The organism is Ancylobacter mangrovi, from assembly GCF_024752335.1.
GTDB lineage: Bacteria > Pseudomonadota > Alphaproteobacteria > Rhizobiales > Xanthobacteraceae > Ancylobacter > Ancylobacter mangrovi.
This window is the reverse complement of the sequence record NZ_JANTHY010000003.1, coordinates 389579-403214: the sequence shown is the minus strand read 5'-3', so window position 1 is coordinate 403214 and position 13636 is coordinate 389579. Positions and strand designations below refer to the sequence as shown.

At 71.7% G+C, this 13636-nt stretch carries 10 protein-coding genes; 6 read left to right on the top strand and 4 right to left on the bottom strand.

The window, feature by feature from the left end; all coding sequences use genetic code 11:
- Nucleotides 1–142 precede the first annotated feature (142 nt).
- The 3 genes from aptA (at nt 143) to NVS83_RS11555 (ending at nt 4528) form a co-directional block, all read left to right on the top strand.
- Nucleotides 143–1492 carry an omega-aminotransferase AptA gene (gene aptA / locus NVS83_RS11565; RefSeq protein WP_258739437.1) on the top strand — a complete coding sequence of 450 codons (1350 nt, stop codon included), beginning with the start codon at nt 143–145 and terminating at the stop codon, nt 1490–1492.
- A 70-nt stretch (nt 1493–1562) separates the two neighbouring features.
- Nucleotides 1563–4040 (top strand): ATP-dependent helicase HrpB, encoded by a 2478-nt coding sequence (gene hrpB / locus NVS83_RS11560; protein ID WP_258739436.1) that lies wholly within the window; start codon nt 1563–1565, stop codon nt 4038–4040.
- A gap of 245 nt (nt 4041–4285) precedes the next feature.
- Nucleotides 4286–4528 carry a hypothetical protein gene (locus tag NVS83_RS11555; RefSeq protein WP_258732506.1) on the top strand — a complete coding sequence of 81 codons (243 nt, stop codon included), beginning with the start codon at nt 4286–4288 and terminating at the stop codon, nt 4526–4528.
- Nucleotides 4529–4548: 20 nt separating this feature from the next.
- On the opposite strand, the gene NVS83_RS11550 is transcribed toward NVS83_RS11555, so the two are convergent.
- Nucleotides 4549–5868: a hemolysin family protein gene (locus NVS83_RS11550; RefSeq protein ID WP_258739435.1), complete on the bottom strand. Its 1320-nt coding sequence runs from the start codon at nt 5866–5868 to the stop codon at nt 4549–4551.
- Between the two features lie 163 nt (nt 5869–6031).
- On the opposite strand from NVS83_RS11550, the gene aroC reads away from it, so the two are divergent.
- The 3 genes from aroC (at nt 6032) to NVS83_RS11535 (ending at nt 9492) form a co-directional block, all read left to right on the top strand.
- The gene (gene aroC / locus NVS83_RS11545; protein WP_258739434.1) at nt 6032–7144 is read left to right on the top strand and encodes a chorismate synthase; all 1113 of its coding nucleotides are present in this window, start codon (nt 6032–6034) and stop codon (nt 7142–7144) included.
- An 88-nt stretch (nt 7145–7232) separates the two neighbouring features.
- A complete protein-coding gene (ribB, locus tag NVS83_RS11540) occupies nt 7233–8537 on the top strand; it encodes a 3,4-dihydroxy-2-butanone-4-phosphate synthase (protein WP_258739433.1) in 1305 nt (434 codons plus the stop codon).
- 151 nt (nt 8538–8688) lie between these two features.
- Nucleotides 8689–9492, top strand: coding sequence for a DUF1194 domain-containing protein (locus NVS83_RS11535; RefSeq protein ID WP_258739432.1), 804 nt, complete (start codon nt 8689–8691; stop codon nt 9490–9492).
- 12 nt (nt 9493–9504) lie between these two features.
- Here the strand turns inward: NVS83_RS11535 and NVS83_RS11530 are convergent, their stop codons facing one another.
- Genes NVS83_RS11530 through dxs form a run of 3 tightly spaced genes read right to left on the bottom strand, consistent with a single transcriptional unit; the run spans nt 9505 to nt 13520 of the window.
- Entirely contained in the window at nt 9505–10773 is a 1269-nt protein-coding gene (locus NVS83_RS11530; RefSeq protein ID WP_258739431.1) for a class I SAM-dependent RNA methyltransferase, read from the bottom strand.
- Nucleotides 10770–11555, bottom strand: coding sequence for a TlyA family RNA methyltransferase (locus tag NVS83_RS11525; protein ID WP_258739430.1), 786 nt, complete (start codon nt 11553–11555; stop codon nt 10770–10772). The genes NVS83_RS11530 and NVS83_RS11525 overlap by 4 nt, the downstream gene beginning before the upstream one ends.
- A 21-nt stretch (nt 11556–11576) precedes the next feature.
- A complete protein-coding gene (gene dxs, locus NVS83_RS11520) occupies nt 11577–13520 on the bottom strand; it encodes a 1-deoxy-D-xylulose-5-phosphate synthase (RefSeq protein ID WP_258739429.1) in 1944 nt (647 codons plus the stop codon).
- Nucleotides 13521–13636: the final 116 nt, after the last annotated feature.

Genomic DNA, 13636 nt, shown 5'->3' with positions numbered 1-13636 from the left:
AGGTGGAAAGCGCGGCCGGCTCATGACATAGAAGGGATCGTGATCACATCATCACAATTTCTCGTAAGCGTATCGATGCTCACGCATTGTACATGACTAAAATCACGGCCCCGTCCAGCGAGCACTTCCCCGGAGACCGATCATGTCCGTCGCCTACGATTTCGATGCCGTCAGCACCACGACGCCGAACGACCTCGAAGCCTTCTGGATGGGTTTCACCGCGAACCGCGCCTTCAAGGCCCGCCCGCGCATGGTCGCGCGCGCCAAGGACATGCACTATTTCACCCCCGAGGGCCGGCCGATCCTCGACGGCTCGGCGGGCCTGTGGTGCGCCAATGCCGGCCACAGCCGCGACCCGATCGTGCAGGCGATCCAGAAGCAGGCGGCCGAGCTCGACTTCGCGCCGACCTTCCAGTTCGGCCACCCGACCGCCTTCCGCGTCGCCTCGCGCATCGCCGAACTGGCCCCCGGCGATCTCGATCATGTGTTCTTCTGCAATTCCGGTTCGGAAGCCGACGACACCGCGCTGAAGATCGCCCTCGCCTATCACGCCCTCAAGGGGCAGGCGACGCGCACCCGGCTCATCGGCCGCGAGCGCGGCTATCACGGCGTCGGCTTCGGCGGCACCTCGGTCGGCGGCATTTCGCCCAACCGCCGCTTCTTCGGCAGCCTGCTGCCCGGCGTCGACCACCTGCCCTCGACCTATGACCGCGAGAAGCAGGCCTTCTCCAAGGGCGAGCCGGAATGGGGCGCCGAGCGGGCCGAGGCGCTGGAAGGGCTCGTCGCCCTGCACGACGCACAGACCATCGCCGCCGTCATCGTCGAGCCGATGGCCGGCTCCACCGGCGGCCTCCCCGCGCCCAAGGGCTATCTCAAGCGCCTGCGCGAGATCTGCGACAAATACGGCATCCTGCTGATCTTCGACGAGGTCATCACCGGCTTCGGCCGCCTCGGCTTCCCCTTCGCCGCCGAGCGCTACGGCGTGGTGCCGGACATGATCGCCTTCGCCAAGGGCGTCACCTCCGGCACGGTGCCGATGGGCGGCGTGATCGTGCGCAAGGACATCTACGACACCTTCATGAACGGCCCCGAGCACGTCATCGAGCTGTTCCACGGCTACACCTATTCCGGGCACCCGCTGGCCTGCGCCGCCTCGCTCGCCACGCTCGACCTCTATCGCGACGAGGGCCTGTTCGAGCGCGCGCGCGCCATCGAGCCGATCTTCGCCGACGCGATGATGGGCCTGAAGGGCAAGCCCGGCATCCTCGATATCCGCACGGTCGGCCTCGTGGCCGCCTTCGACATGGCGCCGAGCGCCGAGGGCGCGGGCAAGCGCGGCTTCAAGGCGATGGAAGTGGGTTTCCACGACAACGGCATCATGTTCCGCGTCACCGGCGACACCATCGCCGTCAGCCCGCCGCTGATCATCAGCGAGAGCCAGATCGGCGAGATCGTCGACAAGCTGAGCAAGACCATCGACGCGGTGATGTGAGGGCGGCACCTCCGCGACGAGGGGGCGGGGCCTCGCGGTGCCGCCCCCGATTCTGCTATCTGCAGGCGCCATGCGCGCCTTCGACACCTCGCTGCCCATCGATGATGCCCTGCCGGCGCTGACGGACGCCCTCGCGGCCGGCACCGCAGCCGTCCTGGTCGCACCGCCCGGGGCGGGCAAGACCACCCGCGTGCCGCTGGCGCTGCTCGACGAGCCGTGGGTGGCGGGGGGCAAGATCCTGGTGCTGGAGCCGCGGCGCCTCGCCGCCCGCACCGCCGCCGAGCGCATGGCCAAGACCCTCGGCGAGAGCGCCGGCGCCACGGTCGGCTACCGCGCCCGCTTCGGCTCCAAGGTCGGCCGGACCACCCGCATCGAGGTGATCACCGAGGGCATCTTCACCCGCATGGTGCTCGACGACCCGGAGCTTTCGGGCATCGCCGCGGTGCTGTTCGACGAGTTTCACGAGCGCAGCCTCGACGCCGATCTCGGCCTCGCCCTCGCGCTCGACGCGCAGGGCGCGCTGCGCGAGGACCTGCGCCTCCTCGTCATGTCGGCAACGCTGGACGGCGCGCGCGTGGCCGGCCTGCTCGGCAAGGCGCCCGTGGTCGAGAGCCTCGGCCGCCTGTTTCCGGTGACGACCCGCTATCTCGGGCGCGAGCCCGGGCGGCCGGTGGAGCGGCAGATGGCCGACGCCATCCTGCGCGCGCTCGCCGCCGAGGACAGCTCGATCCTCGCCTTCCTGCCCGGCGCCGCGGAAATCCGCCGCACCGAGCGTCTGCTGCGCGAGGCGGTCCGCGATCCCGCGGTCGAGATCGCCCCGCTGTTCGGCGCCATGGACCCGCGCGAGCAGGACCGCGCCATTTCCCCCGCCCCGCCGGGCCGGCGCAAGGTCGTGCTCGCCACCTCGATCGCCGAGACCAGCCTCACCATCGAAGGCGTGCGCGTGGTGGTGGACTGCGGCCTCGCACGCCTGCCGCGCTTCGACCCCGGCGTCGGCCTCACCCGGCTGGTGACGGCCCGCGTCTCCCGCGCCGCCGCCGACCAGCGGCGCGGCCGCGCCGGGCGCACCGGGCCGGGCGCCTGCTGGCGGCTGTGGAACGAGCCGGAGACGGCGAGCCTGCCGGCCTTCGCACCGCCGGAAATCCTCGCCGCCGACCTGTCGCGCCTCGTCCTCGACCTCGCCGTGTGGGGCGTGCACGATCCCGCGAGCCTCGCCTTCCTCGACCCGCCCCCCGCCCCGGCCGTGAACGAGGCCCGCGCCCTGCTGCGCGAGCTCGGCGCCCTCGATGCCGACGGCCGCGTCAGCGCCGCCGGCCGCGCCATGGCCCGGCTGCCGCTGGAGCCGCGCCTCGCCCGGATGGTGATCGAGGGCGCCCGGCGCGGCGCGGCGGAAAGAGCGGCGATGATCGCCGCCATCGTCGGCGAGCGGGGGCTCGGCGGGGATTCGCCCGACCTCCTCCATCGCCTCGACGACCTCCGGCGCGAGCGCTCGCGCCGCGTCGAGGAGGTGCGCCGGCAGGCGACCGGCTGGGCGCGCGAGGCGGAACGGCTCGCCGGCCCGCCCGACCGCGAGGCGTCCCCGCCATCCGCCGCCGCGCTGCTGGCGCTTGCCTTCCCCGACCGCATCGCCCGCGCGCGCGGCGACGGGCGGCGCTTCGTGCTGGCCAATGGCCGCGGCGCCGCGCTCGACCCGGCGTCGTCGCTGGCGAGGGCGCGCTTTCTCGCCGTCGGTGAGGTGGCGGGCGAGGCGGAGGAAGCACGCATCCTGCTCGCCGCCGAGCTGGACGAGGCCGAGATCGAGAGCGCGTTCGGCGACCTTATCGAGGAAACGGTCGAGACCAGCCTCGATCCCGCCTCGGGGGCGCTGCGCGCCCGCCGCCTGCGCCGCCTCGGCAGCCTTGTCCTTGCCGAGCGCACCGCGCCGCTGGCGCCGGGCCCGGAGACCGCGCTCGCTCTGGCAAGGGCCGCCGCCGCGCGCGGGCTGGAGCGGCTCGGCTGGTCGAACCACCAGCGCCAATGGCTCGACCGGGTGCGCTTCCTCCATGCGAGCGCCCCCGACCTCTGGCCGGACCTGTCGCCGGAGCGGCTCGCCGCCACCGCCGACGACTGGCTCGCCCCGGCGCTCGAAGGGGCAACCTCGCTCGGCGCGATCGACGCCGACCGGCTCGGCCAGGCGCTGGCGGGGCTGCTGCCCTGGGACCTCGCGCGCCGGCTGGAGGAGGAGGCGCCGACCCATGTCGAGGTCCCCACCGGCTCGCGCCTGCCGATCGACTACGCCGCCGAGGGCGGCCCGCTGCTCGCCGTGCGCGTGCAGGAACTGTTCGGGCTGAAGACCCATCCGGCCATCGCCCATGGCCGGGTGCCGCTGACCCTCTCTCTGCTCTCGCCCGCGCACCGGCCGATCCAGGTCACGCGCGACCTGCCCGCCTTCTGGGCCGGGTCATGGGCCGATGTGCGCGCGCAGATGCGCGGGCGCTACCCGAGGCACCCCTGGCCGGAAGACCCGGCCAATGCCGAGCCGACCCGCCGCGCCAAACCGCGAAGCTGAACCCTGTCGCGCGGCTGAGCCCTATAGCGTGGCCAGCCCTGCCGCGCCGACGGCCGACCGGGCCTTTCCGCCCGCGCCCGGCACCTTGCTACCCCTTGTCCGTAAAGCATTAACCACGGGTCGAGAGTCCGGAAGGTGACGCTGCGCTTTAACGCGTGGTCAACATCTGCGGCCCAAGGTGTCAGCACAATAAAATCTGTCTTCAGGCAGATCGGATGCAGAAAAGCGCAAGCAGAGAACGGATCATGAGAGAGCTGGTGGAAAGGGAGCTGGTTGATGGCCGTCTGGCCGGCCGCCGTCCGGCCTATGGCCGGCGCACCGCGGTCGCCCGCCGCCCGCACGGCACCGGCCTCGAATACGGCCTGATCGCCGCCGCCCTCGCGGTCGCCATCGTCACCGTCGTCGCCGGGCTCGGCGCCCGCTATGGCGGCGCGCCGGACACCACCCCGCCGGCCATCGCCGGCGCCGTGCAGCACGCCATCGACTGAGGCGCGCCCGCGCGCGCGGTTCAGCCGGCCAGCGGCGCCCGCCGACGCGGCGTGACGGCGCGGCTCACCAGCAGCTTGTCGACGCGCCGACCGTCCATGTCGACCACCTCGAACCGCCAGCCCATCGCCTCGAAGCACGACCCCTCCTGGGGCAGCGCCTTCATCTCGTGCAGCACGTAGCCGGCGGCGGTGTGGAAGCCGGCATCGGGCGGCACGCGGATCGCCAGCGCCTCGGCGAGCTCGTCGATCGGCGTCGCGCCGGCCACCAGATAGCTGCCGTCGGCCCGCTCCACGACGTGAGGGCTCACCTGCCCCGTCTCGTCCAGCACCACCGTGCCGGCGATCGCGTCGAGCAGGTCGGCCGGCGTCAATATGCCGACCATCGAGCCATATTCGTCGACCACGAGCGCCAGCGGCGATTCCGCGTGGCGCAGCGACTTCATGGCGTCGAGCGCCCCGGCCGTCTCCACCAGCACCGCCGCCGGCTTGACATACTGGCGCGGGTCCGGCGTCTCGCCGTTCAGATAGGCCTCGAGCAGGTCGCGTATGTCGATCACGCCGACGCTCTCGTCCGGCGTGCCCTCGCAGGCGGGCATGCGGGTATGGCTGGTCTCGCGGATCGTCTGGCGGACGGTCTCGGGGTCGTCATTGAGGTCGATCCAGTCGACATCGGTGCGCGGCGTCATCACCGCGCGCACCGGGCGGTCGGCGAGCCGCATCACCCCGGCGATCATGCGCCGCTCGTCCGGGTCGATCACGCCGGCCGTCTCCGCCTCGGCGACGATGGCGCGGATCTCCTCGTCCGAAACCTTGCTCTCCTCGTGGCTGCCGGTCTCGCCGAGCAGGCGCAGCACCATCCGCGAGGACAGGTCGAGCAGCCAGACCGCCGGCGCGGCGATGCGCGAGAGCAGCATCATGCTGGGCGCGACAAGGCTCGCCAGCCGTTCCGGGCTCTGCAGCGCGAGGCGCTTGGGGATCAGCTCGCCGACGATCAGCGAGACATAGGTGATCGCCGCCACCACCAGCGAGTAGCCGAGCCCGCCGGCCATGCCCGGCGACACGCCGTGCTGGCGCAGCCATTCGCCCAGCATGTCGCCGAGCGTGGCGCCGGAGAAGGCGCCGGCCAGGATGCCGATCAGCGTGATGCCGATCTGCACCGTGGAGAGGAAGCGTCCGGGATCGCCTGCCAGCGCCAGCGCGATGCGCGCACCGTGCGAGCCGCCATCGGCCATGGCGCGCAGCCGGGCGGGACGGGCGGAGACGACGGAAAGCTCGGCCATGGCGAGGGCGCCGTTGATCAGCACGAGCAGCAGGACGACGGCGATTTCGAATAGTGGCATCGGGGGATGGGAGCAGCCTCGTTTCGCCATTATGGAGCATGGAGCATGCCTTGGCCATGGCCGGCGCCCGAAGCCGCGCCCGCCGCCCCTCGCGCCGCGTTTGACGCCCGCCCGCCGGGCGCCTAAAAGCCGCCGAGCCTTCATTGCGAGCGCGAATTCCGGCATGTCCTTCAACACTTTCGGCCAGCTCTTCCGCGTCACGACCTTCGGCGAAAGTCACGGGCCGGCGATCGGCGGCGTGGTGGACGGCTGCCCGCCCGGCATCCGCTTCCGGCTGGAGGACATCCAGGCCGCGCTCGACCGCCGCCGCCCCGGCCAGTCGCGCTTCACCACCCAGCGCCGCGAGCCGGACCAGGTGAAGGTGCTCTCCGGCACGATCGAGGACAAGGACGGCGTGCTCACCACCACCGGCACGCCGGTCGCGCTGCTGATCGAGAATGTCGACCAGCGCTCGAAGGACTATGCGGCGATTTCCGAGAGCTACCGGCCCGGCCATGCCGACTATGCCTATGACCGCAAATACGGCCTGCGCGACCATCGCGGCGGCGGGCGCTCCTCGGCCCGCGAGACGGCGGTCCGCGTCGCCGCGGGCGCGCTCGCTTCCAGGGTGCTGGCCGGCGTCACCGTGCGCGGCGCGCTGGTGCAGATGGGCGAGATCTTCATCGACCGCTCGCGCTGGGACTGGGACGAGATCGACCGCAACCCGTTCTTCTGCCCGGATGCGGACGCGGCACAGGCGATGGCGGAATATCTCGACGCGATCCGCAAGTCCGGCTCCTCGGTCGGGGCGGTGATCGAGATCGTCGCCGAGGGCGTCCCGCCCGGCCTCGGCGCGCCGGTCTACGGCAAGCTCGACGCGGATCTGGCGGCCGCCTTCATGAGCATCAACGCGGTCAAGGGCGTCGAGATCGGCGAGGGCTTCGCCAGCGCCGGCCTCACGGGCGAAGCCAATGCCGACGAGATGCGCATGGGCAATGACGGCGCGCCCCTGTTCCTGTCGAACCATGCCGGCGGCATTCTCGGCGGCATCTCCACCGGGCAGCCGGTGGTGGCGCGCTTCGCGGTCAAGCCCACCTCCTCCATCCTCACCCCGCGCCAGACCGTGACCCGGCACGGCGAGAACGCCGAGATCGTCACCAAGGGGCGGCACGACCCCTGCGTCGGCATCCGCGCGGTGCCGGTGGGCGAGGCGATGATGGCGTGCGTCCTCGCCGACCATGTGCTGCGTGCGCGGGCGCAGGTGTCCCCGCCGCCGGCCTGGCCGTTTCCGCGCTGATTCCACTCCAATCCTGCAATTTCAGTATTGCTGAAAAATCTTCGCGGGTTTCATTGCAGCCGAACCTCGCCGGTCCTAACATGCCGGCATGAAGCTCGCGGACTGGCTCACCCTGACCGGCACGACCCGCAGCGCCTTCGCGCGCGCCGTCGGCCTGTCGCCGGCGAGCATCACCGCTCTGTGCAACGACCAACGACCCTGGATTTCCCGGGAGGCCGGCTCGCGCATCGTCGCGGCGACCGGCGGCGCGGTGACGCCGAATGACTTCCTGGGGCTCGAAGGCGTAGAGGTGGCTAACATGACCGACAATCTGCAGTCCCGCGTCGAAGCGGCGATCGAGGCCTTCGCGCGCGGCGACATGCTGGTCGTCACCGACGACGACGACCGCGAGAACGAGGGCGACCTCATCCTTTCCGCCATGCACGCCACGCCGGAGAAGCTCGCCTTCATCGTCCGCCACACCTCGGGCATCGTCTGCACGCCGATCACGCTCGAGCACGCCAAGCGGCTGCGGCTCAGCCCGATGGTGACCGACAACGACGCACCGCACGCCACCGCCTTCACCATCTCGGTCGACTACCGCCACGGCACGACCACCGGCATTTCCGCCGAGGACCGCACCGCCACCGTGCGCGCGCTCGCCAACCCGAACGCAGGCGCGGCCGACTTCGTGCGCCCGGGGCACATCTTCCCGCTGATCGCGCGCGAAGGCGGCGTGCTGATGCGCTCGGGCCATACCGAGGCCGCGGTCGACCTGTGCCGGCTCGCCAATGTCGAGCCGGTCGGCGTGATCTGCGAGCTGGTGAACGACGACGGCACCGTGATGCGCGGGCCGAAGGTCGCCGACTTCGCCAGCGAGCACGCGCTGACGCGGATCTCGGTCGCCGACCTCATCGCCTATCGCCAGCTTCGCGAGAAGCTGGTCTCGCGCACCGCCGAATTCGCCGCCCCGACGGTGGTCGGCGAGATGCACGGCATCTCCTACATCACGCCGTTCGAGCCGGTGAACCACATCGCCCTCGTGCACGGCAAGATCGGCGACGGGCGCGACGTGCTGGTCCGGCTCCACCGCGCCGACCCGATCGGCGACGTGTTCACCGGCGGCAAGGCGATCCGCGCCTCGCTGGAGCGCATCAAGGCCGAGGGCCGCGGCGTGCTGGTCTATCTGCGCGACGGCACCGCGGGCGTTCCCGCCACGGCGGTGGGCGGCGACGAGAAGATGGAGAGCGCCCGGCTGCGCGACGAGAACTGGCGCGAGGTGGGGCTCGGCGCCCAGATCCTGCGCGACCTCGGCATCTCCTCGATCCGCCTCCTCGCCTCGCGCGCCCGCACCTATGTCGGCGTGGCCGGCTTTGGCATCGAGATCACCGGCACCGAAACACTGGACGTCTAGGCCCGCCTACCCTGGTAGCGACGCTCACGCGAATGGCATCGCGCGCGGCGCCCTGCCTGCAATTTCGCCTTTCTGGCCGCCGCGCAGCCGTGCCACCATTATTGTGACGCGTCTCTGACACGTCGAGGTCCCGTCACCGACGGAGGTCGCGATGTCGTGCGTGCGCCTTTTCCAGGTTGCGTTTGCGTTGCTCGCGGGTGCGCTGGCCAGTTCCGGCGCCTGGGCGGACGAACCGGTCGACGTCGAGCTGGTGCTCGCGGTCGACGTGTCCTACTCGATGGATCTCGACGAGCTCGCCCTCCAGCGGGAGGGCTACATCAAGGCCGTGACCTCCCCCGAGTTCCTCAATGCGCTAAAGCTCGGCCCGAACGGCCGGGTCGCCATCGCCTATGTCGAATGGGCAGGCATCGAGGACCAGAAGGTCGTGGTCGACTGGACCTTCATCAGCAACAAGGCCGAAGCGGAAGCCTTCGCCGCCGCCATCCACGACGCGCCGCTGCGCCGCGTCTACCGCACCTCGATCTCCGGCGCGATGGAGTTCGGCGCCGACCAGATCGAGCATAACGGCATCCGTGGCCTGCGCCGCGTCATCGACATCTCCGGCGACGGCACCAACAACCAGGGGCCGATGGTCGAGCCGACGCGCGACGACCTCGTCTCGCGCGGCATCACCATCAACGGCCTGCCGCTGATGCTGAAGGAGCCCGCCGGCTCCATGCTCGATATCGGCCAGCTCGACGTCTATTACGAGGACTGCGTCATCGGCGGGCCGGGAGCCTTTGTCATCCCGGTGCACGGCACCCACGAATTCGCCGACGCCATAAAGACCAAGCTGGTGCTGGAGATCGCCGGCGTGGTGCCGCCGACGCGCGAGCTGGTGCAGCGCGTGGCCGACAAGCCGCGCATCTCCTGCACAGTCGGCGAGCGCATGTGGATGGAGCGCTGGGGCAACTGAGCGACCGGCCCGTCAGCGCCGGAACACGCCCACCAGCTCCACATGGGGCGAGTAGAGGAACTGGTCGACCGGAGTCACGTGCTCCAGCCGGTAGCCGCCCTCGGTAAGGATCGCGGCATCGCGCGCGAAGCTCGCCGGATCGCAGGAAACCCCGACCACCAGCGGCACGGCGCTCGCCGCGAACTGGCGCGCCTGCGCCTCCGCACCCTGGCGGGGCGGGTCGAACACCACCGCGTCGAAGCCCTTCAGTTCCATCGGCAGCAGCGGCCGCCGAAACAGGTCGCGCGCCTCGGCCGTCACCGGCTTGAGGCCGGAGGTCCCGCGCACGGCGCGCAGCAGCGCCTCCACCGCCGGCACCGCGCTCTCATAGGCGGCCACCCGCGCCTCGCCGGCAAGGCGCAGGGCGAAGGTGCCCACGCCCGCGAACAGGTCGGCGATCCGCCGCCGTCCCGTCACCGCCTCCTGCACCAGGGCGGACAGCACCGCCTCCCCCCGCGCCGTCGCCTGCAGGAAGGAGCCGGGCGGCAGCGTCACCCGCGCGCGGCCCATGGTGACGAGCGGCGGCTCGCGCTGCAGCACCAGCTCGCCATGGCGCGTCAGCCGCGCGAGGCCGAGCGTGCCGGCCGCTTCCGCCAGCGCCGCGACGCGCGCCGGCTTCAGCGGGCCGCTGCCGCGCACGTCGAGATCGAGCCCCGTCTCGGTCGCCGTCACCTGGATGTCGAGCGGCTTGGCGAGCGGGGCCAGCACCTGCGCCACCGCCCAGGCGGCGGAAAGCGCGCCGGCCATGGAGGGCGCGAGGATCGGGCAGGCGTCGATGGCGACCACCGCATGGCTGCGCCGCCCGGCGAAGCCGACCGCGAGCAGATCCTCCCCGCGCCTGGCGCTGCCGCCCGGGCTGCGGGCGTGGAACGTCGCGCGGCGGCGCCCCTCGCCATGGGCGGTGACCAGCGGCGCCACGTCCGGCGTCAGCCCGACGCGGGCCAGCGCCTGCGTCACCAGCGTGCGCTTCCACGCCTCATAGGGTTCGCGGCTCCAGTGCTGCAGCGCGCAGCCTCCGCACTGGCCGACATGGCGGCAGATCGGCTCGATCCGCTCCGCGCTCGGCTCGACCACCGAGACCAGCCGCGCTCGGTCGCCCACGCGCTCCACCTCCACCAATTCGCCGGCGAGCGTCAGCGGCACATAGACCGGCCCTTCCGACGTCGTCGCGACGCCATCCCCGCGATGGCCGAGATGATCGATGGCGAGCTTGACGCGCTCCGCCTCCGCAAGCCGGCTCATCGTGGCATCTCCCCGCGCCGCGCGACCAGCAGGAACTCCTCATTGCCGTCGCCGCCCGCGATCGGCGAAGCGAGGCGATGGGTCACGCTCCAGCCGAGCTCCGCGAGCACGGCCGCAATCCTGTCCACCGCATCGGCGCGCGCCTGCGCGTCCTTGACGATCCCGCCCTTGGAGAGCCTGTCGCGCCCGACCTCGAACTGGGGCTTCACCAGCGCGGCCAGCACGGCCGCGGGCCCGGCATGGGCGAGCGCCGCGGGCAGCACCTGCGCCAGCGAGATGAAGCTGACATCCATGACGACGATGTCCGCCGCCGGCACCGCGCCCGGCGCCAGGGCGCGGATGTCGGTGCCCTCGAGCGACACCACCCGCGCGTCGGCCCGCAGCCGCGCGTGAAGCTGGTCGCGCCCGACATCGACCGCATGGACCCGCCGCGCGCCGCGCGCCAGCAGCACCTGCGTGAAGCCGCCGGTCGAGGCGCCGACGTCCAGCGCCTCGAGCCCCGTGACGTCGAGCCCTGCCCGGTCGAGCGCGGCCTCGAGCTTGAGACCCGCGCGCGACACCCACTCATAGGCCTCGCGCGCCTCGATGACGGCGCCGGCAGCGATCATGTCGGAGGCTTTGGCGACCTGTCGCCCGTCCGCGCTCACAAGGCCGGCGGCAATCGCCGCCTGCGCGCGGGCGCGGCTGTCGAACAGGCCGCGCTGCACCAGCACCCGGTCGGCGCGCTGGCGCCCCGTACCGGCCGGTCCGTCCGCCAGCTCGCCGGGCATGTCGCCATTCATCCTCGCCGCTCCCGGCGGGGCTCAGCCGCGCAGGAGCGCAAGCGCCGCCGCGTCCTCCGCGCGCCCGAGCGCCGCGAACACGCCGCGCACGATGCCTTCCGCGTCGAGGCCGGCCTCATGAAGCTGGCCCGCGGGGCTCTCATGCTCGATGAACCGGTCCGGCAGGTGAAGCGTACGCACCTTCAGCCCGTGCTCGAGCGCCCCGACCTCGGCCAGCATGGACAGCACATGGGCGCCGAAGCCGCCGACCGCGCCTTCCTCGACCGTGATCAGCACCTCGTGCGCGCGCGCGAGGCGCAGGATCAGGTCGCGGTCGAGCGGCTTGGCGAAGCGCGCATCGGCCACCGTGGTCGAAAGGCCGAAGCCGGCGAGCTGCTCGGCGGCGGCCGTGCAGGCGGCGAGCCTTGTGCCGAGCGACAGCAGCGCCACCTTGGAGCCCTCGCGCACGATCCGCCCGCGACCGATCTCCAGCGGCTGGCCGCGCGCGGGCCGCTCGACGCCGGCGCCCTCGCCGCGCGGGTAGCGGAAGGCGATCGGCCCCTCGTCATAGGCGGCAGCCGTCGCGACCATGTGCACGAGCTCGGCCTCGTCGCTGGCGGCCATCACCACCATGCCCGGCAGCGTCGCCAGCATCGGCACGTCGAAGGCGCCGACATGCGTCGCCCCGTCCGCCCCGACCAGACCGGCGCGATCGATGGCGAAGCGCACCGGCAGGCGCTGGATGGCGACGTCGTGGACGATCTGGTCGTAGGCGCGCTGCAGGAAGGTCGAGTAGATGGCGCAGAACGGCTTGTAGCCCTCGCTCGCCAGCCCGGCGGCGAAGGTCACCGCGTGCTGCTCGGCGATGCCGACGTCGAAGGTCCGGTCCGGGAAATGGTGGCCGAACAGGTCGAGCCCGGTGCCGGCCGGCATGGCGGCGTTGATGGCGACGATGCGCTCGTCGTGCCGCGCCTCCTCGACCAGGCTCTCGGCGAACACGCTGGTATAGGTCGGCGCGTTCGAGGCCGCCTTCCGCTGCGTGCCCGTGGCGACGTCGAAGCGCTGCACGCCGTGATACTTGTCGGCCGACTCCTCGGCCGGCGGATAGCCCTTGCCCTTCTGGGTCACGACATGGACCAGGATCGGCCCGGTCTCGGTGTCGCGCACATTGCGCAGGATCGGCAGCAGGTGGTCGAGATTGTGCCCGTCGATCGGGCCGACATAGTAGAAGCCGAGCTCCTCGAACAGCGTGCCGCCGGTCCAGAAGCCGCGCGCGAACTCCTCCGCCCGCGCCGCCTGACGCCCGAAGAACTTCGGCAGATTGCCGGCGAGCTGCTTGGCGGTCTCGCGCAGCGAGCGGTAGGTCCGGCCGGAGATCAGCCGGGCGAGATAGGCCGACATCGCCCCCACCGGCGGGGCGATCGACATGTCGTTGTCGTTCAGGATGACGATGAGCCGCGAATCCATCGCCCCGGCATTGTTCATCGCCTCGTAGGCCATGCCGGCCGACATCGCCCCGTCGCCGATCACGCAGACCACGTTGCGCCGCTTCAGCCCGGGATCGCGCGCCGCTTCGAGGTCGCGCGCCACCGCCATGCCGAGGCCGGCGGAGATCGAGGTCGAGGAATGGCCGGCGCCGAACGGGTCGTATTCGCTCTCGGCACGGTTGGTGAAGCCGGACAGCCCCCCGCCCTGGCGCAGGGTGCGGATGCGCTCGCGCCGCCCGGTCAGGATCTTGTGCGGATAGCACTGGTGGCCGACATCCCAGATCAGCCGGTCATAGGGAGTATCGAAAACGTGATGCAGCGCGACCGTCAGTTCGACCACGCCGAGCCCCGCGCCCAGATGCCCGCCGGTGACGGACACGGCATCGATGGTCTCCTCGCGCAGCTCGGCGGCAAGCTGCTGAAGCCTGTCGTCCGGCAGGCTGCGCAGATCAGCTGGTTCGCGGATCGCATCGAGAAGAGGGGTGGAGGGACGGGTCAATTACGTCTCCGGTCACGTCACGTCGGTCTTAAAGGCAAATGCGGTGCCGCGGACGAAGTTCAATCGCATACACAATGCTTTCTTCAGGTGCAACGCACGCGCGTCCCTGCCGGCCC

Excerpts from the sequence above, each read along its gene's own strand:
- aptA (WP_258739437.1), top strand. The coding sequence starts at position 143 with ATGTCCGTCGCCTACGATTTCGATGCCGTCAGCACCACGACGCCGAAC.
- hrpB (WP_258739436.1), top strand. The coding sequence starts at position 1,563 with ATGCGCGCCTTCGACACCTCGCTGCCCATCGATGATGCCCTGCCGGCG.
- NVS83_RS11555 (WP_258732506.1), top strand. The coding sequence starts at position 4,286 with ATGAGAGAGCTGGTGGAAAGGGAGCTGGTTGATGGCCGTCTGGCCGGC.
- NVS83_RS11550 (WP_258739435.1), bottom strand. The coding sequence starts at position 5,868 with ATGCCACTATTCGAAATCGCCGTCGTCCTGCTGCTCGTGCTGATCAAC.
- aroC (WP_258739434.1), top strand. The coding sequence starts at position 6,032 with ATGTCCTTCAACACTTTCGGCCAGCTCTTCCGCGTCACGACCTTCGGC.
- ribB (WP_258739433.1), top strand. The coding sequence starts at position 7,233 with ATGAAGCTCGCGGACTGGCTCACCCTGACCGGCACGACCCGCAGCGCC.
- NVS83_RS11535 (WP_258739432.1), top strand. The coding sequence starts at position 8,689 with ATGTCGTGCGTGCGCCTTTTCCAGGTTGCGTTTGCGTTGCTCGCGGGT.
- NVS83_RS11530 (WP_258739431.1), bottom strand. The coding sequence starts at position 10,773 with ATGAGCCGGCTTGCGGAGGCGGAGCGCGTCAAGCTCGCCATCGATCAT.
- NVS83_RS11525 (WP_258739430.1), bottom strand. The coding sequence starts at position 11,555 with ATGAATGGCGACATGCCCGGCGAGCTGGCGGACGGACCGGCCGGTACG.